The 20,640-nt window shown below is 75.4% G+C and carries 18 protein-coding genes and 1 tRNA gene; 14 read left to right on the forward strand and 5 right to left on the reverse strand.

The window, feature by feature from the left end; all coding sequences use genetic code 11:
* Window positions 1-181 precede the first annotated feature (181 nt).
* The 4 genes from LO771_RS10535 (at window position 182) to LO771_RS10550 (ending at window position 3,945) form a co-directional block, all read left to right on the forward strand.
* Window positions 182-2,464, forward strand: coding sequence for an ATP-dependent DNA helicase UvrD2 (locus LO771_RS10535; RefSeq protein WP_230650343.1), 2,283 nt, complete (start codon window positions 182-184; stop codon window positions 2,462-2,464).
* Window positions 2,465-2,649: 185 nt separating this feature from the next.
* Window positions 2,650-3,072: a hypothetical protein gene (locus LO771_RS10540; protein WP_230650346.1), complete on the forward strand. Its 423-nt coding sequence runs from the start codon at window positions 2,650-2,652 to the stop codon at window positions 3,070-3,072.
* 133 nt (window positions 3,073-3,205) lie between these two features.
* Window positions 3,206-3,574 (forward strand): WhiB family transcriptional regulator, encoded by a 369-nt coding sequence (locus LO771_RS10545; RefSeq protein ID WP_374228131.1) that lies wholly within the window; start codon window positions 3,206-3,208, stop codon window positions 3,572-3,574.
* Window positions 3,571-3,945: a hypothetical protein gene (locus tag LO771_RS10550; RefSeq protein WP_230650352.1), complete on the forward strand. Its 375-nt coding sequence runs from the start codon at window positions 3,571-3,573 to the stop codon at window positions 3,943-3,945. The genes LO771_RS10545 and LO771_RS10550 overlap by 4 nt, the downstream gene beginning before the upstream one ends.
* A gap of 162 nt (window positions 3,946-4,107) precedes the next feature.
* Here LO771_RS10550 and LO771_RS10555 read toward each other — a convergent pair whose 3' ends face one another.
* Together LO771_RS10555 and LO771_RS10560 are read right to left on the reverse strand one after the other, a co-directional pair.
* Window positions 4,108-5,451: an AarF/ABC1/UbiB kinase family protein gene (locus LO771_RS10555; protein ID WP_230650354.1), complete on the reverse strand. Its 1,344-nt coding sequence runs from the start codon at window positions 5,449-5,451 to the stop codon at window positions 4,108-4,110.
* A 152-nt stretch (window positions 5,452-5,603) separates the two neighbouring features.
* Window positions 5,604-6,836 carry a ThiF family adenylyltransferase gene (locus LO771_RS10560; protein ID WP_230650357.1) on the reverse strand — a complete coding sequence of 411 codons (1,233 nt, stop codon included), beginning with the start codon at window positions 6,834-6,836 and terminating at the stop codon, window positions 5,604-5,606.
* 200 nt (window positions 6,837-7,036) lie between these two features.
* Between LO771_RS10560 and LO771_RS10565 the strand changes: the two genes are divergently transcribed.
* The 4 genes from LO771_RS10565 to LO771_RS10580 all read left to right on the forward strand — a co-directional run bounded on the left by LO771_RS10565 (window position 7,037) and on the right by LO771_RS10580 (window position 10,636).
* On the forward strand, window positions 7,037-7,729 hold the full coding sequence (locus LO771_RS10565; protein ID WP_374228132.1) for a M48 family metallopeptidase: 693 nt from the start codon (window positions 7,037-7,039) through the stop codon (window positions 7,727-7,729).
* 93 nt (window positions 7,730-7,822) lie between these two features.
* Complete coding sequence (locus LO771_RS10570) at window positions 7,823-9,208, forward strand: TerD family protein (protein WP_230650368.1); 1,386 nt, start codon at window positions 7,823-7,825, stop codon at window positions 9,206-9,208.
* Window positions 9,209-9,221: 13 nt separating this feature from the next.
* A complete protein-coding gene (locus LO771_RS10575; protein ID WP_230650371.1) occupies window positions 9,222-9,914 on the forward strand; it encodes an AIM24 family protein in 693 nt (230 codons plus the stop codon).
* A 17-nt stretch (window positions 9,915-9,931) separates the two neighbouring features.
* Window positions 9,932-10,636, forward strand: coding sequence for an AIM24 family protein (locus LO771_RS10580; RefSeq protein ID WP_230650374.1), 705 nt, complete (start codon window positions 9,932-9,934; stop codon window positions 10,634-10,636).
* A gap of 43 nt (window positions 10,637-10,679) precedes the next feature.
* Here the strand turns inward: LO771_RS10580 and LO771_RS10585 are convergent, their stop codons facing one another.
* A complete protein-coding gene (locus LO771_RS10585) occupies window positions 10,680-11,252 on the reverse strand; it encodes an NUDIX hydrolase (RefSeq protein WP_230650380.1) in 573 nt (190 codons plus the stop codon).
* Window positions 11,249-12,859 (reverse strand): zinc-dependent metalloprotease, encoded by a 1,611-nt coding sequence (locus tag LO771_RS10590; protein WP_230650955.1) that lies wholly within the window; start codon window positions 12,857-12,859, stop codon window positions 11,249-11,251. The genes LO771_RS10585 and LO771_RS10590 overlap by 4 nt, the downstream gene beginning before the upstream one ends.
* Before the next feature lie 394 nt (window positions 12,860-13,253).
* Between LO771_RS10590 and LO771_RS10595 the strand changes: the two genes are divergently transcribed.
* The 4 genes from LO771_RS10595 to LO771_RS10610 all read left to right on the forward strand — a co-directional run bounded on the left by LO771_RS10595 (window position 13,254) and on the right by LO771_RS10610 (window position 16,472).
* Window positions 13,254-14,324 carry an SDR family oxidoreductase gene (locus LO771_RS10595; RefSeq protein WP_230650962.1) on the forward strand — a complete coding sequence of 357 codons (1,071 nt, stop codon included), beginning with the start codon at window positions 13,254-13,256 and terminating at the stop codon, window positions 14,322-14,324.
* A 272-nt stretch (window positions 14,325-14,596) separates the two neighbouring features.
* Window positions 14,597-15,031, forward strand: coding sequence for a molybdenum cofactor biosynthesis protein MoaE (locus tag LO771_RS10600; protein WP_230650383.1), 435 nt, complete (start codon window positions 14,597-14,599; stop codon window positions 15,029-15,031).
* A 151-nt stretch (window positions 15,032-15,182) separates the two neighbouring features.
* Window positions 15,183-15,347 (forward strand): hypothetical protein, encoded by a 165-nt coding sequence (locus LO771_RS10605; RefSeq protein ID WP_374228133.1) that lies wholly within the window; start codon window positions 15,183-15,185, stop codon window positions 15,345-15,347.
* A gap of 60 nt (window positions 15,348-15,407) precedes the next feature.
* Window positions 15,408-16,472: a PDZ domain-containing protein gene (locus LO771_RS10610; RefSeq protein ID WP_230650389.1), complete on the forward strand. Its 1,065-nt coding sequence runs from the start codon at window positions 15,408-15,410 to the stop codon at window positions 16,470-16,472.
* 87 nt (window positions 16,473-16,559) lie between these two features.
* On the opposite strand, the gene LO771_RS10615 is transcribed toward LO771_RS10610, so the two are convergent.
* A complete protein-coding gene (locus LO771_RS10615; RefSeq protein ID WP_230650392.1) occupies window positions 16,560-17,120 on the reverse strand; it encodes a PPA1309 family protein in 561 nt (186 codons plus the stop codon).
* A gap of 295 nt (window positions 17,121-17,415) precedes the next feature.
* Here LO771_RS10615 and LO771_RS10620 point away from each other — a divergent pair, with 295 nt between their 5' ends.
* Window positions 17,416-20,400 carry a UPF0182 family protein gene (locus LO771_RS10620; RefSeq protein ID WP_230650967.1) on the forward strand — a complete coding sequence of 995 codons (2,985 nt, stop codon included), beginning with the start codon at window positions 17,416-17,418 and terminating at the stop codon, window positions 20,398-20,400.
* A gap of 67 nt (window positions 20,401-20,467) precedes the next feature.
* Window positions 20,468-20,541: transfer RNA gene (locus tag LO771_RS10625), tRNA-Met, on the forward strand.
* Window positions 20,542-20,640 lie beyond the last annotated feature (99 nt).

The raw sequence follows: 20,640 nt of genomic DNA on the forward strand, positions 1-20,640 counted from the left end.
GCTGCCGGCGGGTGCAACGACCCGCCCGCCCGGAACATTCCGCCCGCCCCGCGGGCGCCCCCCTCCGGTCGCCCCCGCACCCGCCGCCCGCCGCCCGCCGCACGGGTTCCGGTCGTACGAACACACCGCGCCTGTGGACAACCCGGAGCGGGCTGTCCGCCGGACTTGAGAGGATGGGGCCATGCAGGCACAGCTCCCGGTCCCGGACGACTCCCGCGCACCGCACGGCGCCGCCCCCGGCGCCCCGGCCGACGCCGACGCGGTCCTCGCCGGCCTCGACCCCGAGCAGCGCGCGGTCGCCACGGCGCTGCACGGGCCCGTCTGCGTGCTCGCGGGCGCGGGCACCGGCAAGACCCGCGCCATCACCCACCGCATCGCCTACGGCGTGCGCAGCGGCGTCTACCGGCCGCAGCAGGTGCTCGCCGTCACCTTCACCGCCCGCGCCGCCGGCGAGATGCGCGGCCGCCTGCGCCAGCTGGGCGCCGACGGCGTGCAGGCCCGCACCTTCCACTCCGCGGCGCTGCGCCAGCTCCAGTACTTCTGGCCGCGCGCCGTGGGCGGCGAGGTGCCCCGGCTCATGGAGCGCAAGGTCCAGCTCGTCGCCGAGGCCGCCGGCCGCTGCGGGCTGCGGGTGCAGCGCACCGAGCTGCGCGACCTCACCGGCGAGATCGAGTGGTGCAAGGTCACCCAGATCGTCCCGGAGGACTACGCGGCCGCCGTCGCCAAGGCGGGCCGCGACGCGCCCCGCGACCCGGCCGAGGTCTCCCGGGTGTACGGCCTCTACGAGCAGCTCAAGCGCGACCGCGGCGTCATCGACTTCGAGGACGTGCTGCTGCTCACCGCCGCCGTCCTGGAGGACCGGCCGGAGATCGCCGAGCAGGTCAGGGCCCAGTACCAGCACTTCACCGTGGACGAGTACCAGGACGTCTCCCCGCTCCAGCAGCGGCTGCTCGACCAGTGGGTCGGCCCCGGCTCCAGCCTCTGCGTGGTCGGCGACGCCAGCCAGACCATCTACTCCTTCACCGGCGCCACCCCCGACTACCTCCTGGGCTTCCGCACCCGGCACCCGGACGCCACCGTGGTGAAGCTGGTGCGCGACTACCGGTCCACCCCCCAGGTCGTCCACCTCGCCAACGGCCTCCTCGCCCAGGCCCGCGGCGAGGCGGCCCGCCACCGGCTGGAGCTCGTGTCCCAGCGCGACGCCGGGCCCGAGCCGGTCTACGCCGAGTACGCCGACGAGCCCGCGGAGGCCGAGGGCACCGCGCACCGCATCCGGGAGCTGCTGGCGCGCGGCGTGCGGGCCAGCGAGATCGCGGTGCTCTTCCGCACCAACGGCCAGTCGGAGGTCTACGAGCAGGCGCTGGCCGACCTCGGCCTGCCCTACCAGCTCAAGGGGGCCGAGCGGTTCTTCGAGCGGCCCGAGATCCGCGAGGCGGGCATGCTGCTGCGCGGCGCCGCCCGGGCCGGTGCCGACACCCTCGCGGTGGACGGGCCGGACCTCGCCGCCCAGGTGCGCGCGGTCCTGGCCACCCGCGGGTTCACCCCCGAGCCGCCGGGCGGCTCGGGCGCGGTCCGCGAGCGCTGGGAGTCGCTGGCCGCCCTGGTGCGGCTGGCGGAGGAGTTCGAGGCGGCGCAGCGCGGCGCGGGGCTGCCCGCGGACCTGGGCGCGTACGTCGCGGAGCTCGACGCCCGGGCCAACGCCCAGCACGCGCCCGCCGTGGAGGGCGTCACCCTCGCCTCGCTGCACGCCGCCAAGGGCCTGGAGTGGGACGCCGTCTTCCTCGTCGGCCTCACCGAGGGCATGATGCCGATCACCTACGCCAAGACCGACGAGCAGATCGAGGAGGAGCGGCGGCTCCTCTACGTCGGCGTCACCCGGGCCCGCGAACACCTCTCCCTCTCCTGGGCCCTCGCCCGCTCCCCGGGCGGCCGGGCCGGCCGCATCCCCACCCGCTTCCTGGACGGCCTGCGGCCCGGGTCCGGTTCCCGCGCCGGCGGGCGCGGCGGCCGGGGCGGCCCGGGGGGCGCGGAGGCCGGCGAGCGCGCCGCGCGCCGCAACCGCGGGCCGGTGAAGTGCCGGGTCTGCGGCCGGACGCTGACCGAGGCGGTGGAGCGCAAGCTGCGCCGCTGCGAGGACTGCCCCTCCTCGATGGACGAGGCGCTCTTCGAGCGGCTGCGGGAGTGGCGCAGCGTGCAGGCCCGCAGCCAGGGGGTCCCCGCCTACGTGGTCTTCACCGACGCCACCCTGACGGCCATCGCGGAGGACCCCCCGGGCAGCGAGCGCGCGCTCGCCGGGATCCCGGGGGTGGGCCCCTCCAAGCTGGAGAAGTACGGCGCCGACGTGCTGGCGCTCTGCGCGGGGGAGGAGCCGGGCGGCGCCCCGGACGGACGGCTGCCGGACGACCCCCCGGAGGCCCCGGGGGACGGCGCCGGCGACCTTCCCGAGGACTCGCCCGAAAAATAGTTTGCGCGTCCCGACCCGGGCGCAATAGCCTGCCGAGGCAGCCGGGGGGCGTAGCCGCACACCATGCGGAACCCGCCTCTCACGCCTGCACACGCACAACGCGCACCACACGCACGACCGACCATGCCAGCCAGTCGGGAGCCGGGGGACCGGAGCCCGTGAGACGCCGAGAGGAGGCGGAGACCGTGGAGACCACGAAGACGATCACGACGATCAAACTGACGGGCGAGACCGTCCTCGCCGCCAAGGGCGTCTCCGCCGCCGCGCGTCTGCGCGGCTGCGTCGTCCTGGCTGCAGGCGTTCCCGCTCTCGGCGGGACCGGACTGTCCGGCACCGGCATGTACGGCACCGGTCTGTCCGGTGCGGGCATGCCTGCCGCCACCGGTCTCACCCGTGGCTGGACCCCCGTCGTCGTGGAGCGCAGCGAGCGACCGGTCCAGGCACCGAAGGCAGTGGCAGCGGCCGACCTGTACGGCCACGTCCACACCCTCGGTGCCGACAACCAGCAGGACTACCGGATCCACCAGGCAGCGGCCGATTTTGCGGCCGATGCCGCCCGTTCGGCGAAGGCCTTCCGCGGCCGAGCACCCTGGAGAGAGCGAACCTGATCCAGCATCAGGTCGGCGCCTCCAGGGCCGCGGAACCCGTCACCGGGATCCGCGGCCCTTCTGTTTGTCCGGTACCACCGCCCCACCGGCCCACAAGGCCGGCACGACAACACCAGACGAGGAAGACGCACACGTGTCCACGGTCACCACACCGCACCCCCCGTCCGTACCGACGACAGAGCCGATCACCCCGGCCGACAAGGCCGGCCCCCCGGAGGTTTCCCTGATGCAGATCACCGCCCTCGCCGAGGCCGACGCCCTCGGTGAGACGATCCCCTGCCGCTCCTACGACCCCGAGGTCTTCTTCGCCGAGACCCCGGCGGACGTGGAGTACGCGAAGACCCTCTGCGCCACCTGCCCGGTGAAGGCGGCCTGCCTCCAGGGCGCGCTGGAGCGCCGTGAGCCCTGGGGCGTCTGGGGCGGGGAGCTCTTCGTCCAGGGTGTGGTCGTGGCCCGCAAGCGGCCGCGGGGCCGTCCGCGCAAGACCGAGGTCGCCGCGTGACCGCCACCGCCGTCCGCCCGGCCGACGTCAGCCCCGCCGACGTCCTGCGGATCTCCGTCCGCATCGCCGCCGCCAAGGCCGATCCCCAACTCCCCGACTCCCCGTACCGCGAGCAGGACCCCACGATGACCCCGATCGCCGACCCCGCCGTCCGCCCCGAGCAGACCTCCGAACTGACACTCCAGAACAGGACCCGAGACATGCATCTCATGCACGAAGCCATGGCCCGTGCCCATATGCAACACATGCACCGGGAGGCGGAGCACGAACGCCTCGTCCGGCAGTTCGTCGACGCCCGCCGGATGAAGCGGCGTGCCGAGCGCGCCGGCCTGCGCGCCCGCCGGGCCCTCGCCGTCGCCCTCATGCAGTAGGAGGCCGAGGGGGCGCATCCGGCGGACCGCACGATCGACGTGCACCGCACCGCGCCACCGCACCGCACTCCACCGCACTGCACCGCACGACCGACATGCACCGCACCGCACCACGGCCCGCCAGGCACCCCAGCCGCCTGGCGGGCCGCACGGCGTCCGGGCTCAGCCCAGGCCCTCGTCCCCGGCGAAACCGGGCAGCCACTCCATCAGCTCCTCCCGGAACGGAGCCTCCGCACCCAGCTGGCACAGGACGCCGACCGTGGACAGCGTCACCCGGTGGATCAGCAGGTACGACGGCGGCAGGTTGAGCTGCTTGCCGAGGTCGTACGCCGGCGAGCGCGGGTCCGCGATCCGCGCCGCCTGGGTCCGCATCCAGCTCCGGGTGAAGGTGAAGCGGTCCGTGGCGGCCGGCTCGATCATCGGCCGCAGGTAGTCCAGCACGGCCTCCGGGTCGAGCTCGATCGTCGGCCGGACGAAGCCCTCCCGGCGCAGCATCTCCAGCACCGCGCCCGCCTCGTCGGCCAGCGCCAGCCGCAGCGCCGTGCCGATGGGCAGGGGCAGCCCGTCGGGCAGCCGGTCCACCGTGCCGAAGTCCATGACGCCCAGCCGCCAGGTCCCGGCCGGGCCGTCGCCCTTCACCAGCCGGAAGTTGCCGGGGTGGGTGTCGGCGTGCAGGAGCCCGGTGCGGGCCGGCCCGGCGAACAGGAACCGCACCAGCAGCTCCCCTGCCCGGTCGCGCTCCTCCTGGCTGCCGCGGGCGATGACCTCCGCCAGCGGCACGCCGTCCATCCACTCCGTCACCAGCACCTGGTCCGCCTGGGAGACCACGTCCGGCACCAGTATGTCCGGGTCGTCGGCGAACTCCCGCGCGTGCGCCCGCTGCGCCTCCGCCTCCAAGGCGTAGTCCAGCTCCTCCGCCACCCGCTCGCGCAGCGCCGTGATCAGGGGCTTGATGTCCAGCCCCGGGACCAGCGGTCCGACCAGCCGCGCCACCCGGGCCAGCTGGTTGAGGTCGGCGAGCAGCGCCTCCCCGGCCCCCGGGTACTGCACCTTCACGGCCACCTGCCGGCCGTCCCGCCACACGCCCCGGTGCACCTGGCCGATCGATGCGGCCGCCGCGGGGCGGTCGTCGAACTCCAGGAAGTCGTCGCGCCAGCCCGGTCCCAGCCGCTCCGCCAGCACCGCGTGCACGGTGGCCGAGGGCATCGGCGGGGCCGCGTCCTGCAGTCTGGTCAGCGCCGCCCGGTAGGGGCCCGCCACCTCCTCCGGCAGGGCCGCCTCGAACACCGACAGCACCTGCCCGAACTTCATCGCGCCGCCCTTGAGCTCGCCCAGCACCTTGAAGAGTTGCTCGGCGGTGCGCTGCTGGAGCTCGGCAGCGACGACGTCGGCGGGCCGGCCGCCGATCCGCTTCCCCAGGCCTAGCGTGGCGCGACCCGCTATCCCCAGCGGCAGTGCCGCGAGCTTCGCGGTCCGGGTCACTGCCTTGCGTGGAAGATCGCTCACACTGGCCTCCCTGGCACACGTCCGCCCTGCTCCCACGCGGTCGCGGGGGGCGGTCCCCCCGCCATTGTGCCCGCTGCCCCCCGGGTCCCCGCCCGACCCCGCCCGCCGCGCCGTCCTCCCCGGCCCGCCGCGCAGCCCGCCCCCGCCCGCCGCTAACCGCCGTACCACGAGCACCCGCACGCGGGATGGAGGTCCGTCCGCAGGCGCCGCGCCATGCCGTCCGCCGCCGACAGCTCCATCACCCCGTCCACGCTGGGCGGCCGCAGTCCGTCCAGCAGCATCAGCACGTGCAGCGCCGCGAGCCCGGCGACGGCGGCCGCCAGGGCGGTGTCGCAGGCCGGCGTGCGGGCCCGGGCGGGACCGTCCGAGCAGAGCTGGGCCACCAGCCGGGCCCAGGCGGGGTCCCGGTCGCCCCGGTGCAGGGCGGCGCACCCGGCGCACGCGGACGCCCCCGGCAGCACCAGCGGCCCCACCAGGCCCAGGTGCTCCGTCACGCCCGTCCACAGGTGGGGGACCCCCGCCCGCATCAGCTCACGGCCCTGCACCGGGTCCGTCGCGAGTCCGGCGGCGCAGTCGCGGGGCGCCAGCACCACCAGGTCCGGCCGCGAGCCGTCCGAGGGCGCCGCCCGGACGCCCCGCCCCACCGCGCGGTGCAGCGCCTCCCGGGCCGCGGTGGTGCGCAGCCGGCCGACGTCCTCCGGCGGCACCCCCGCAGGAGAGCAGTCGCCGGCGGACACCCGCCCGCCGTCCACCACGTCGACCCTGCCGACGCCCGCGGCCGCCAGCAGCGCCGCCGCGGCGGCGCCCACCCGGCCCGCGCCCCGCACCTGCACGAAGGCCCGGCTCCGGGCGGCCAGCAGCGCGGGCGCCGCCCCGGGCTCCGGGTGCACCAGGGAGAGGGAGGCCATGTCCGGGGCGAGCCGGCCGCGCTGCGCGGCGGGCAGCGGGGTGAGGGGCTGCTGCGCCCCCGCGTCGTCCAGCAGGCCCGCGCCGGCCAGCGACGCCAGGAACTCCCGGGCCGGCCCCGCGCCGACGCCCAGCCGCTCGCCCTCCGCAGCCAGCTCCTCGGTCCCCCTGCTGCCGTCGACCAGGTCCAGGAAGGCGCTCACGGCCGGCCCGACGCCGTCGAGCACGACCGCCCGCTCGGCCACGGCTCCGAACTGCAGTACGTCGCGGTCCCGCCAGACGCGGGGCAGCGCCCCCTTGAGCGCGGGCCTGGCCGCGGGCTCGGCCGCGCGTCCGGCCACGGGCTCGGCCGCGCGTCCGGCCAGGGGCCCGGCCGCAGGTCCGGCGGCGGGCTCTGCCGCAGGTCCGGCTGCGGGTCCGGCCGCGGTCACGGGCCTGCGCACGCGCTCGGTCAGGGTCTCGGTCACGGGTCGGGACATCCGCCCCTCCTTTCGGCCACCCCCGCAGCATGCTGCGGGGGCGGTCCGGAGCGGAAGCCGGTCGTCCACAGGCCCCGGAGATCATCCGATCGTCTTCGCGCAGCCGGGGGACACCCTGTGGACAACCTCCGCCCGCCTCCGGCACGGAATCCGGCCGGGGCGGGGGACTTCTGTCATACCCACCGGGTAACGTCGTCGCCGTGGCAGCCGAAAGGGACCTCTCTTCCGCGGTGCCGCGTCGGCCTGCCCCCGACGGACCGGCGCGGCCCTCCGACCCCGGCGCGCAGGGCACGGCCCGGCGCGAGGCCGACGGGCGGGACGTCGAGGTGCGCCGCAGCGCCCGCCGCCGTCGCACCGTCTCCGCCTACCGCGAGGGCGACCGGACGGTCGTGCTCATCCCGGCCCGGATGTCCGCGGCCGAGGAGAAGCGCTGGGTCGCCCTGATGCTGGACAAGCTCGCCGCCCAGGAGAGCCGCCGCACCCTCGGCGACGAGGCCCTGGCCGCCCGCGCCCGCGAGCTGTCCGACCGGTACCTCGGCGGGCGGGCCGTGCCCGCCCGGGTCCGCTGGGTCACCAACCAGAACACCCGCTGGGGGTCGTGCACCCCGGCCGAGCGGTCCATCCGGCTCTCCCACCGGCTGCAGGGCATGCCCGAGTACGTCGTCGACTACGTCCTGCTGCACGAGCTGGCCCACCTGCTGGTGTCCGACCACGGCCCCCGCTTCTGGGCCCTGCTGGAGGCGTACCCGCGCACCGAGCGGGCCCGCGGCTACCTGGAGGGGGTGGTCGCCGCCGCACGGCTCCCGCACCCGCCGGGAGGCGGCGCCGGGACCGGTCCCGCCGCCCCCGGCGCGGGGGAGCCGGCCGCCGTCCCGCACGAGGAGTGCGTCTGACCGGACCGGGCCGCAGCCTCACACCGCCCGACGGGGCGGTGCTAGGGTCGCCGGATCCGTGCCGGACCGCAGGGAGGGGAAGCACCGCCAGCCATGACCAGGGAACTCGTCAAGGCAGCCAGGGTCCGCATCGGCGACCTCACCCCGGGCACCGACCTCTACATCGGCGTGCAGATCTCCGCCCCCGGACTGAGCTTCGACATCAGCTGCTTCGGCCTCGACGCCGCCGAGCGGCTGAGCGACGACCGCTACTTCGTCTTCTTCAACCAGCCCGCCTCGCCCGAGGGGTCGGTCCGGCTCCTCGGAGCCCAGTCCGGTGACACCGAGTCGTTCCGCCTGCTGCTGGACCAGGTGCCGGAGGCGGTCCACAAGCTGAGCCTCACCGCGACCGTCGACGGCGACGGGCGGATGTCCCAGGTCTCCGCCGGCTGCGTGCGCATCGTCGCCGGCGGCGAGGAGGTCGGCCGGTACTCCTTCACCGGGGCCGAGTTCAGCACCGAGCGCGCCGTGATGCTCGCCGACGTCTACCGCAAGGGCGGCGAGTGGCGGTTCGCCGCGGTCGGGCAGGGCTTCGACGGCGGGCTCCGCGCCCTGCTGGAGAACTTCGGCGGCGAGGTGCTGGAGGACGACGCGCCCCAGGCCCCCGCCCCGACCGTTCCCGCCCCGACCGTTCCCGCCCAGGCCGACCCTGCGGGGCCCGCCCGGGCCTCCGTGCCCGCGCCGGCCCCCGCACCCGCTCCGGCGGGCACGCCGGCCGGCGTCCCGGCGGGGTCCCCCGTGCCGCCGCACGCCCCCGCCCCAGCCCCCGCGCAGCAGCCGGGCGTCAAGGTGTCGCTGGTCAAGTACGCCGAGGTCCCCGAGCAGTCCGGCTGGGTGCAGCAGAACCCGAACCTGGTCCGGGTGACCGTCACCCAGGGCCGGGACGTCCTCGCCCTGCACGGCAGCATGGTCGCCTACCAGGGCAAGGCGGACTTCGCCCACGAGAGCTCCGGCATGCTGCGCAGGCTCACCGCCAACCTCACCGGCCAGCAGCTCAGGCTCATGCGGGTCAGCGGCGAGGGCCAGGTCTTCCTCGCCGACGAGGCGTCCCAGCTGCACGTGGTGCGGCTGGAGGGCGACGCGCTCTGCGTCAGTGCCGACCGGGTGCTGGCCTTCGACGCCGGCATCGAGCACGAGGTGCGCCGGATCGAGGGCGAGGGACTGCCGAACGGCGGCCTCCACACCCTGATGTTCGGCGGCCACGGCACCGTCGTCATCAAGACGAACGGCACCCCCGTGGTGCTGCCCGTCACCCCGGCGCCCGAGACCCACGCCGACGCCCACGCCCTGGTCGCCTGGACCAGGGGCGCCCAGGTGATCACCACCGCCCCGGTCCGCATCCGCCGCTCCGCGTACGCCGGCCACGCCGCCGAGTCGTACAGCCTGCAGTTCCGCGGCGCACCGGGGAACTTCATCGTCGTCCAGCCCTTCGAGGTCTGAGAGGCCGCCGCCCATGGACACGCAGCCGCTGCCCGGCCAGGGCATCGGGCACTTCGCCCCCGCCCCCACCGGCGCCCGGATGGCCAACCACGGGGCGGCCATGTGCCGGGTCGCCGTCACGGCGGGCCGCGACGTCTACGCCAAGCCCGGCGCCATGGTCGCCTACGAGGGCTTCCTGCAGTACGAGCCGCTCTCCCAGTCGTTCCGCAGCGCGCTGGGGGAGTGGGCGTCGGGGGAGCGCACCCCGCTGATGTCCTGGTCGGGCGACGGCACCCTCTACCTCGCCGATTACGGCGCCGACGTGCTGGTCCTCCAGCTCGACGACGAGTCCCTGTCGGTGAACGGCTCGCACCTCCTCGCGCTCGACGCCGGACTCGCCTGCCGGGTGGAGAAGGTCAAGGGGCCCGCCCTGCTGGCCGGCACCGGCCTGTACAACGTGACCGTCTCGGGCAGCGGCTGGATCGCCGTCACCTCCCGGGGCGTGCCGGTGGTGCTGGACTGCGCCGAGGCGGAGACCTTCGTCGACCCGGACGCGCTGGTCGCCTGGACCACCGGGCTGAAGGTCAAGGCCCGCTCCACGCTGAAGGTCGGCGCCCTGATCGGCCGGGGCAGCGGCGAGGCGGTGCAGCTGGGCTTCGGCGGCTCCGGCTTCGTCGTGGTGCAGCCCAGCGAGGACACCTCCGACCGACTCAAGATCCGCGGCTGAGCCAGGAGACCGTCACCGTGCAGAGCCCCCTCTTCGGCCACACCGAGAACCGGACCGACGACCGCTACGCCCTGCAGAACCCGCAGATGCTGCGGGTCCGGCTGGACGGGCGCTCCGACGTGCTGGCCCGCAGCGGCGCCATGGTCGCCCACACCGGCCGGGTCGCCTTCACCGGCTGGACCCCGCCCGGCCAGGGCCGCCGCAGCGGCAACCCGCTGGTCCTGGAGCTGATGCGCTGCAGCGGCGAGGGGACGGTCTACCTGGCCAACCTCGCCCAGCACCTGCACATCCTCGACCTGCAGCGCGAGAAGCTGACCGTCACCAGCCCCTACGTCCTCGCGCTGGACTCCGCCGTCCGCTGGCAGGTCGTCAACATCCAGGGCGGCGAGCACATCGCGGGCGTCGGCGCGTACAGCCTGGAGCTGTCGGGCAGCGGCCGGGTGGTGCTGATGACCTCCGGGCAGCCGCTGGTGATGCGCGTCGAGCCCGGCGCGTACTGCTACGCGGACGCCGACGCCGTGGTCGCCTGGTCCTCGCAGCTGGACGTCCAGCTCCAGGCCCAGAGCCGCAACACCGAGGTGTGGCGGCGCCGCGGGACCGCCACCGAGGGCTGGGAGATGGCGTTCTCCGGTTCGGGCTACGTCGTCGTCCAGCCCAGCGAGCTGCTGCCCCCGCAGCGCGTCCCGCTGCGCGTGCCGGCGGCCCGGCCCGGCCCCCGCTGACGGGGGGCCGGGGCCGGGCGCGGCCTTCTCCGCGGCGGCGGCGTCAGCCGGTGAGCAGGCGGGCCCGCTCCACCAGTGCGCGCACCGAGCGGTCCGCGAGCTCGGGCAGCGCGCCGTAGTCGAACCAGCGCAGGTCCAGGGACTCCTCGCTGATCGCGGCCTCCGCCCCGGCCGGGGCGACGGCGACGTACTGGACGTCCAGGTGGACGTTCTCCGGCCGGTCGCGCCCGGCGCAGCGCACCCGGTGCCGGTCCAGCCGCACCGGGGCGACGCCGTCGCCGGCGTCCAGCAGCACCAGGCCCGGGATGCCGGACTCCTCCGTCGCCTCCCGCAGGGCGGCGCCGGCCAGCGTGGCGTCCTCCGGCTCGCAGTGGCCGCCCATCTGCAGCCAGCGGCCCACCTTGGGGTGCAGCGTGAGGAGCACCCGACCGTGACCGGGGTCCACGACCACGGCGCTGGCGGTGACGTGCGCGGGGGTGCAGGACCGCCAGAGGCCGTCCCGGTGGGACGCGAGGTGCTCGATGTAGTCCAGCCGCAGCTGCTCCTGGCCGCCCTCGGGCGTGTCCGGTGCGGTCCAGTCCTTCAGTGCCCGGAGGGCGTCGTCGTGCAGCGTCATGCGGTGGGGTCGTCCTTCCCGTCGCCGGTCCCGCCGTCCGGGTCCTCCCCCGGGGGGGTCGGGCCGGTGCCCTTCTCCGGGCCGGGGCCATTCTCCCGCCCGGAGCCGCCCTCCTGCGCCTGCCCCGCGGTGCCGGGCTTCTCCAGGTCGGAGAAGTCGAAGCCGCTCAGGTCCAGCTCCTCACGGTGGACGAAGCCGTCCGGGTCGTCCAGGTCGTCCGCCGTGGGCAGCATGTCGGGGTGCCCCCAGAGGGCGTCGCGGCCCTCCAGGCCCCGCGCGTCGGCCAGCGACGCCCACAGCCGGGAGGCGTCCCGCAGCCGCCGCGGCCGCAGCTCCAGGCCGACCAGGGTGGCGAAGGTCTGCTCGGCGGGGCCGCCCGTCGCCCGGCGCCGCCGCAGCGTCTCGCGCAGTCCGGCGGCGTGCGGCAGGTGCGGGGACGCCGCGGCGTGGACCACCGCGTCGACCCAGCCCTCGACGAGCGCCAGCGCGGTCTCCAGCCGGGCCAGCGCCGCCTTCTGCTCCGGGGTGTCCTCCGGCTGGAAGACGCCGCCCTGCAGCGCCTCCTGCAGCGCCTCGGGGTTGGACGGGTCCAGCTCCCCGACCATGTCCTCCAGTCGCGCGGTGTCGACCCTGATGCCGCGGGCGTAGGCCTCCACGGCGCCGAACAGGTGCTGCCGCAGCCACGGCACGTGGGCGAAGAGCCGCTGGTGGGCGGCCTCGCGCAGGGCGAGGTACAGCCGGACCTCCTCGGCGGGGATGTCCAGCCCCTCCCCGAGCTTCTCGATGTTCTGCGGCAGCAGCGCCGCCTGGCGGGGCGGGCCCAGCGGCAGGCCGACGTCGGCCGAGCCGACCACCTCGCCCGCCAGGGCGCCCAGCGCCTGTCCGATCTGGGTGCCGAACATGGCGCCGCCCATGCTGCGCATCACGCCCAGCAGCGGGCCGGCCATGGCCTGCATCTCCTCGGGGACCACGCCGCCCATGGCGCCGGCCACCTGCTCGGCGACCGGGTCGACGAGGTCCTTCCACACCGGGATGGTGGCCTCGATCCACTCCGCCCGGCTCCAGGCGACGGCGGTGCCGGCGCCGGAGGGGAAGTCGGTCACCGAGTCCAGCCACAGGTCGGCGAGGCGCACGGCCTCGGCGACCGCGGCCCGCTCCGCGTCGCGCACCGAGCGGTCCTTGCCGCCGCCCTCGGCGTCGCCGGCGACCACGGTCTGCCGGGCGATGCCGGTGGCCAGGTCCCAGTTGACCGGGCCGCCCTCGAAGGAGAGCATCTGGCCGAGCTGCTGGAAGGCCGCCCCCAGGTCCGCCGGGTTGAAGGCGCCGCCCATCATGGCCGCGAACGGGTTGTCCGCCGGGCCGCCGGAGCCCGGGGCGCCGCCCATGCCGAACATCCCGGCGAGCGGGTTGCCGCCGAAGCCGAAGGGGTTCGGCGTGCCGCCGGGGCCCTGCCCCGGTCCGCCCTTCCCGCCGCCGGGACCCTCGCCGCCCGCGTTCTGGCCGCCGCCGGAGTTCTGGCCGGAGCCGGACCCCTCACCGCCCCTGCCGGGCTTTCCGTCCTCGGGCTCCTCAGGGGGGACACCGAATCCGAAGGGGATGTCGCTCACGAGTTCCTCGATCTCGTCGGCCGTCACTGCATGCTGTGGCGGGTATGGCCCGTCCGAGGTTCCGTGCGGCTCCGCCGCGGCGCGGGCGGCCTTGTCGGCGGCCTGCCCGTGCCGGGTGCACCGCCATGCCCTCGCCTCGGGCAGGATGGTCGGTACGTGACACACGTACGTACGCAACAAAACTAACCGTGGAGGATGGCCGGTGAGTTCCCCGCCTTCGGACGTTCGCTCTGGGCTGACCGGGGATGCCGGGCCGACCGGGGACGGCGGCCCGGCGGAGGGCGCGGGCCCGGCCGGCGACGGCGGTCCGGTCGGCGACGGTCCCGCAGGCCGCGGGGCCGGGGAGCACGCGGACGCCTCGCCCGGCGCCGCCGCCCGCCCGGCCGCCGCCCCCGTGCCGTACGACGGCAGGCCCCTGGTGGTCGCCGTCACCGGCGCGGCCTCCGGCCTCGGCCGGCTGCTGGCCGCCCGCCTGGTCGAGTCGCCCGGCGTGCGCCGGGTCCTCGGCGTCGACGAGCGCCGCGGCGACGTCCCCGGCGTGCACTGGCGCGTGCTGGACGTCCGGGACCCCGCCGTCGCCGAGCGGCTGCGGGGCGCCGACGTCGTGGTCCACCTCGCCCTGGACCTCGGCATGGAGTCCGACCCCAAGGTCCGCTCCGCCTACAACGTGCGCGGCACCCAGACCGTGCTCACCGCCGCCGCGGCCGCCGGGGTGCACCGGGTGGTCCTCTGCACCTCCGCCATGGTCTACGGCGCGCTGCCCGACAACGAGGTGCCGCTCGCGGAGGACGCCGAACTGCGCGCCACGGAGGAGGCATCCCTCGTCGGCGACCTGCTGGAGGTCGAGCGGCTCGGCCGGCGCGCCCCCCGCGCCCACCCCGGGCTCAACGTCACCGTGCTGCGCCCGGCCGTGGTGGTCGGGCCCGGCGTCGACACCGTCCTCACCCGGCACTTCGAGGCGCCCCGGCTGCTGGTGGTTGCCGGCTCCCGGCCGTGCTGGCAGTTCTGCCACGTCGACGACCTGGCCTCCGCCCTGGAGTACGCCGTGCTCGGCCGCGTCGAGGGCGAGGTCACGGTGGGCTGCGACGGCTGGCTGGAGCAGGAGGAGGTGGAGCAGCTCTCCGGCATCCGGCGGATGGAGCTGCCCGCCTCGCTGGCGCTCGGCACCGCGGCCCGGCTCCACCGGCTGGGCCTCACCCCGGCCCCCGCCGGGGACCTGGCGTACACCATGTACCCGTGGGTGGTCTCCGGCAGCCGGCTCCACGAGGCCGGCTGGCGCCCGGTCCACACCAACGAGGAGGTGCTGGCCGAGCTGCTCGCCCAGGTGGAGGGCAACCACGCGGTGGCCGGGCGCCGCCTCGGCGGCAAGGACGCCGCCACCACGCTGGGCGCGGCGGGCGCCACGGTGGCGCTGGTGGGCACGGCCGCGCTGGTCCGCCGGGCGCGCCGCCGCCGCCGCGCCTGACCGGCGCCCGCAGCGCCGGGCCCGCCCGTGCGCGGCCGCGCTCCGGCCCCGCCCCCGGTCCCGCCCGGTACCGGCCCCGCCCCCACGCCCCGCGCCCTGTCCGGCGCCGCTCCCGCGCCCTCTCCGGCCCCGGCCCCGCGCCCTGTCCGGCCCCCGTCCGGCCGTGCGCATGGCCCGACCCGGTGACATCCCTGGCCCGACCCGGTGACGCGCCGGACCCGACGGGGTTGATCTTGCGGGGGCTGTCGGGGGGAGGCCGTATCGTAGGGGCCATGCCGGAGATCCCCGACCCCGTCCGCCTGCTCGCGCTGCGCGACACGCCGCTCTCCCTCGACGAGGTGTACGCGGCCGTCGGCGACACCGCGGCCGGCGGCACCGCCGTCTTCGTGGGCACCGTCCGCGACCACGACGGCGGCCGGCCGGTGACCTCCCTGGCGTACAGCGCCCACCCCACCGCCGAGCGCGAGCTGCGCCGGGTCGCGGAGAAGGTCGCGGCGGACTTCCCGGTCCGCGCGCTCGCCGCCGTGCACCGGGTGGGCGACCTGGAGGTGACGGACACCGCGGTGATCGTCGCCGTCTCCTGCCCGCACCGGGCGGAGGCGTTCGAGGCGTGCCGCCGCCTGATCGACGACCTCAAGCACGAGGTCCCGATCTGGAAGCACCAGGTGTTCGCGGACGGCGGGGAGGAGTGGGTCGGCGCCTGCTGACCCCGGCCCGCCGCCGTCTCCGGCCCCGCCCGGGGCCGTCACCCGTCCGGGCGAATACGGGGCCGGGGCGCCGTCTGCGTCCCCCGGTCCGGTGGATAATCTGCTCATAGGCATCTGAGCTGGGAGTACGGGTATGGGCGCGCTCGCCTGGTTGGTCATTCCGGTCGTCGCGGTGGTCGCCGCCGCGCTGTGGGCCGCCTGGGCCGCCAGGCCGCCGAAGGCGACCGGCGACGGCGCCTCGCTGGCCGACTACGAGCGCTTCCGGGCCGCCATGGAGCGCAGCACCGCCGCGCCAGTACCCGCCGAGCGGGGCTGATCCCTGCCGGGTGCGAGGGCCGGGACGCGCAGGCCCGTTCCCGTCCCGTACTGTCGTGGCATGCCACGCCGCTCTGCGACGATGCTCGCCGCGACCCTGCTGCTCATAGCGATGCTGTGCGCCTCCGTGCTGCCGGCCATGAAGGTCCCGTACTCGGAGATGAGCCCGGGCCCCACCTACAACACGCTGGGGCAGCAGAACGGCAAGCCGGTGATCAGCATCACCGGGCAGCGGACCTACCCGACCAGCGGGCACCTCAACATGACCACGGTCCAGGTCACCAGCGCCGACTACCAGCCGAGCCTGGTCTCCGCCGTCATCGGCTGGCTGCGCAACGACGTCGCCGTCGTCCCGCACGACAACCTCTACCCGGACCACCAGACCGAGCAGGAGGCCGAGCAGCAGAACGCGGAGGAGTTCGCCTCCTCGCAGGACAGTGCCAAGGCCGCCGCCCTCCGCGAGCTCGGCTACAAGGTGGGGACCGACGTGATCGTCGGCTCGGTCGTCGCCGGCTCGCCCTCCCAGGGCCGGCTGCACGCGGGCGACACCGTCAAGGCCGTGGACGGCACCGCCGTCACCGCGCCGGAGCAGGTCGCCAAGCTCGTCACCCGCCACCGCCCCGGCCAGCCGGTCGTCTTCACCGTGGTCCCGAACGGGAAGGCCGCCTCCGCGGCCCGCAAGGTGACCGTCACCACCGTCAAGGCCCCCGACGGCGACCGCGCCATGGTGGGCATCCAGCCCGGCACCAAGCACACCTTCCCGTTCAGCATCGACATCGGCCTGCAGGACGTCGGGGGGCCGAGCGCGGGGCTGATGTTCTCCCTCGGCATCGTCGACAAGCTGAAGCCGTCCGACATCACCGGCGGGAAGTTCGTCGCCGGCACGGGCACCATCACCGACGCGGGCAGGGTCGGCCCGATCGGCGGCATCTCCATGAAGACCATCGCCGCCCGCAACGCGGGGGCGCAGTACTTCCTCACCCCGGCCGAGAACTGCGCCGAGGCCGCCAGGGACACCCCGGCGGGACTCACCCTGGTGAAGGTGGAGACCCTGCACGGCGCGCTCGAGGCGCTGGACGCCATCCGCACCGGCGACACCGCCGCGCTGCCGTCCTGCTCCCGCTGACGGCGGCCCGCTCCCGCCGGTGCCCGGAGGCCCGCTGACGGCCCGGCGCCCGCCGGGCCGTCCGGAGGGTGCGCCGGCCGCGCAGGATCAGGCGAAGGTCGCCAGCAGCGCCTCGGAGAGGCCCGGGACCAGGCTCTCGCCGGTCAGCACCTCGCGGGCCGAGTCCTTCGACCGCAGCCGCAGCGCCGTCTCCCGGGAGCCGTCGCGCAGCACCGCCGCCGTGATCCGCACCTCCTGGCGCTCGGGGTGCTCGGCCACCCACGCGGCGAGCTGCTGCTCGTCCGCCCCCTCGGGCAGCTTCGCCTCGGCGTCCGGCGGCAGCATCAGCCGCTCCACCACCAGCGCGCAGCCGGACACCACGTCCGGCCAGGCGATGGTGCCGAGGAAGTCGTCGAGCGCCGCGCCCTCGGGCAGCTCGTCCTGTTCCACGGGCGTCAGGCCGCCGGGCTCGGCGCCCTCCAGCCCCAGCTGCTCGGCCAGGGCGGGCTCGCTGCTCAGCAGGCGGCCGGTGTCCACCAGGGCGAAGAGCCGCGCGGGCAGGTCCCAGCCCAGGGTGGCCGCGTAGCCGTCGATCTCCAGCACGGCGCGGGTCAGCGGGGTCGCGGCGGGGGGCAGGGCCGCGTCGGGGGTCTCGGGGTGCTCGGACATGGCCCTATCCTCACACGCCCGGCGGCCCCCGCCCCCCTCCAGGAGGCCCCCGGTCCGCGCCCCGCCCGGCCCGCCCCCGCGCCCCGCCCGGCCCGCCCCCGCGCCCCGCCCGCCCCGTCCCCGCGCCCCGCTCCCGCCGGGCGCCGCGGAGTCCGGGGGCCGGTAATCCGGGAGCCCCGGGAACTCGGCCGAATGCCGGGTAAGTTGCCTATCTGACGCTGACCGACCCACCGACCCACCGACCCACCGACCCACCGACCCACTGACGACAGAGGTGTGCACCTTGGTATTCCAGATGCCGGACCGCGGAGGGGCGGGGCCCTCCGGACCCCGGTTCAGAGTCGGCGCGTCCTCCCGGCGCTCCCGCGCCCTGCTGCTGACCGCCGGCGTGCTCGCGGTGCTGGCACTCCTCTTCGCCGTCTTCGCCGGGTTCTGGACCGACTGGCTCTGGTACCGCTCGCTGCACTACTCCTCGGTGTTCACCACCCGGCTGTGGACCAAGACCGGGCTCTTCGCGGTTTTCGGCCTGCTGATGGCCCTGACCGTCGGGCTGAACATCTGGCTCGCCCACCGCCTGCGCCCGCCGCTGAGCGCGATGTCCCCGGAGCAGCAGGGCCTCGACCGCTACCGCATGGGCGTCGCCCCCTACCGCCGCTGGGTGCTGCTGGGCGCCTCCGTGGTCACCGGCCTCATCGCCGGCGCCGCGGCGACCGGCCGCTGGCGTACCTGGCTCCAGTGGGTCAACGGCACCTCCTTCGGCACCCGGGACCCCCAGTTCCACAAGGACGTCTCCTTCTACGCCTTCGACCTGCCCTGGTACCGCTTCCTGCTCGACTTCGGCTTCAGCGCCGTGGTCGTCGCGCTGCTCGCCGCCGTGCTGGTGCACTACCTGTACGGGGGGCTGCGGCTGCAGGGCCCGGGGCGGCGGGTCTCCACCGCCGCGCAGGGCCACCTCGCGGTGCTGCTGGGCGTCTTCGTGGCGCTCAAGGCGGTCGCGTACTGGCTGGACCGGTACGGGCTGGCGCTCAAGTCCGGCGCCATCCGCGGCACCGACAGCTGGACCGGCCTGCGCTACGTCGACGCCAACGCCTACCTGCCGGCCAAGACCATCCTCTGCTGCGTCGCCGTCATCTGCGCGCTGCTCTTCCTCGTCACGCCGCTGCGCCGCACCTGGACGCTCCCGCTGGTCGGCTTCGGCCTGATGGTGCTCTCCGCGCTGCTGATCGGCGGGCTGTACCCGGCGATCGTGCAGCAGTTCCAGGTCAAGCCCAACGAGGCGAGCAAGGAGGCGCCGTACATCCGGAAGAACATCGACGCCACCAGGGCCGCCTACGGCATCGACGGGACGAGGGTCCAGCAGTACAGGGCCGCCGTCGACCCGGACCGCGCGGCGCTCGACAAGGACACCGCCACGCTCGGGAACATCCGCGTGCTGGACCCCAACATCGTGTCGCCCACCTTCACCCAGCGCGAGCAGCAGCGGTCCTACTACTCCTTCGCCTCGCCGCTGGACATCGACCGCTACGGCTCCGGCGCCGGCGTCCAGGACACCGTGATCGGCCTGCGCGAGCTCAACCTCGCTGGCGTCCCCAGCCGCAACTGGGTCAACGACCACTTCAAGTACACCCACGGCTACGCGGCCGTGACCGCCAAGGGCAACACCGTCGGCCCGGACGGCGACCCGGTCTTCACCGAGTCCGGCCTGCCGCCCCGGGGGCAGTTCCCCGCGGACACCAGGTGGCGCGTCTACTTCGGCGAGCGGACCACCGCGTACTCCGTCGTCGGCGGCTCCAACAAGGAGCTCGACTACTACGACCGTGACGCGGGCAAGGAGGTCACCTACACCTACGACGGCGGCGGCGGCGTCTCCCTGGACAACCCGCTCACCCGGGCCGCCTACGCGGTGAAGTTCTCCGAGCCGCAGCTGCTGTACTCCGGGGCGATCACCCCCGGCGCCAGGATCCTGTACGACCGCACCCCCAAGGAGCGCGTCGAGGCCGTGGCCCCCTGGCTGTCCATCGACGGCGACCCGTACCCCGTCGTGGTCGGCGGCAAGGTGAAGTGGGTGGTGGACGGCTACACCACCAGCAACGGCTACCCCTACGCCTCCCGCACCACCCTGGGCGACGTCACCGCCGACTCCCTCACCGCCGACGGGCGGCAGGTCCTGGCCCAGGCCGACCGGGTCAACTACATCCGCAACTCGGTCAAGGCCACCGTCGACGCCTTCACCGGCGAGGTCACCCTCTACCAGTGGGACGAGCGCGACCCGGTGCTGAGGACCTGGATGAAGTCCTTCCCCGGCACGGTGAAGCCCCGGTCCGCCATCGACCCGGCCCTGATGCAGCACCTGCGCTACCCGCAGGACCTCTTCAAGGTGCAGCGCGACCTGCTGACCCGCTACCACGTCACCGACCCGGCCGCGTTCTACGCCGGCAGCGACGTGTGGAAGGTGCCGACCGACCCGACCCGCGAGAACCGCGCCGACCAGCCCCCGTACTACCTGACGGTGCGGATGCCGGGCGAGCAGGCGGCGTTCTCGCTCACCACCAGCTTCGTGCCGTCCAGCAGGCAGAACCTGGCGGCCTTCATGGCGGTGAACGCCAACCCCGGGCCGGACTACGGCAGGATGCACATCCTGACCATGCCGGAGCGCAGCGGGGACCAGGCGGTCCGCGGTCCGCAGCAGGTGCAGGCGAAGTTCAACTCCGACCCGCGCATCGCCTACGACATCAACCTGCTCAAGCAGGGCGACTCCTCGCTGGAGTACGGCAACCTGCTGACCCTCCCGGTCGGCGACGGCCTGCTCTACGTGGAGCCGGTCTACGTGCGCGGCAAGAACATCAACTACCCGCAGCTGAAGAAGGTGCTCGCCGTCTACGGCGGCAGCGACAACGTCGCCTACGCGGACACCCTCAAGGAGGCGCTGCAGCAGGTGCTCAAGGTGGACGCCGGCACCGTGCCGGAGCCCGGCGGCACCGCGCCGCCGTCCGGCGGGACGCCGACCGCGCCGGGTTCGCCCACCGGCCCGGCGGGCCCCGCGAACCCCGCGGTGCAGAAGGCGCTGGACGACGCGCAGGCGGCCTTCCAGGCCGGCCAGGAGGCGCTCCGGAAGGGCGACTGGGCCGCGTACGGCGAGCAGCAGAAGAAGCTCCGGGACGCGCTCGACGCGGCGGTGAAGGCCCAGCGGCCGTCCGGTTCGCCGTCCCCCGCGCCGTCCGGTTCGCCGTCCCCCGCGCCCTCGGGGGCGCCCTCGCCCGCACCGAGCCCCACGCCGTGACGGCGGGGCGGGGGGCGTCCGGCGTGACGCCCCCCGCCCGGGACGTGCTACGGTTGAGACACAACGACGCGGGGTGGAGCAGCTCGGTAGCTCGCTGGGCTCATAACCCAGAGGTCGCAGGTTCAAATCCTGTCCCCGCTACTCCGTCGGAAGGCCCGGTGCGCCAGCACCGGGCCTTCCGCTTTTCCCGGTTGCGGTTGCGGTCCGGGCTGCGGTTCCGGCTCCTGCCTCCTTTCCCGG

It is taken from the genome of Streptacidiphilus sp. ASG 303, assembly GCF_020991365.1.
Taxonomy (GTDB): Bacteria; Actinomycetota; Actinomycetes; order Streptomycetales; family Streptomycetaceae; genus Peterkaempfera.

What these genes read in the sequence shown, in the direction of transcription:
- LO771_RS10535 (WP_230650343.1), top strand. Translation starts at nt 182, where the DNA reads ATGCAGGCACAGCTCCCGGTCCCGGACGACTCCCGCGCACCGCACGGC.
- LO771_RS10560 (WP_230650357.1), bottom strand. Translation starts at nt 6,836, where the DNA reads ATGTCCCGACCCGTGACCGAGACCCTGACCGAGCGCGTGCGCAGGCCC.
- LO771_RS10570 (WP_230650368.1), top strand. Translation starts at nt 7,823, where the DNA reads ATGACCAGGGAACTCGTCAAGGCAGCCAGGGTCCGCATCGGCGACCTC.
- LO771_RS10575 (WP_230650371.1), top strand. Translation starts at nt 9,222, where the DNA reads ATGGACACGCAGCCGCTGCCCGGCCAGGGCATCGGGCACTTCGCCCCC.
- LO771_RS10585 (WP_230650380.1), bottom strand. Translation starts at nt 11,252, where the DNA reads ATGACGCTGCACGACGACGCCCTCCGGGCACTGAAGGACTGGACCGCA.
- LO771_RS10600 (WP_230650383.1), top strand. Translation starts at nt 14,597, where the DNA reads ATGCCGGAGATCCCCGACCCCGTCCGCCTGCTCGCGCTGCGCGACACG.
- LO771_RS10610 (WP_230650389.1), top strand. Translation starts at nt 15,408, where the DNA reads ATGCCACGCCGCTCTGCGACGATGCTCGCCGCGACCCTGCTGCTCATA.
- LO771_RS10615 (WP_230650392.1), bottom strand. Translation starts at nt 17,120, where the DNA reads ATGTCCGAGCACCCCGAGACCCCCGACGCGGCCCTGCCCCCCGCCGCG.
- LO771_RS10620 (WP_230650967.1), top strand. Translation starts at nt 17,416, where the DNA reads ATGCCGGACCGCGGAGGGGCGGGGCCCTCCGGACCCCGGTTCAGAGTC.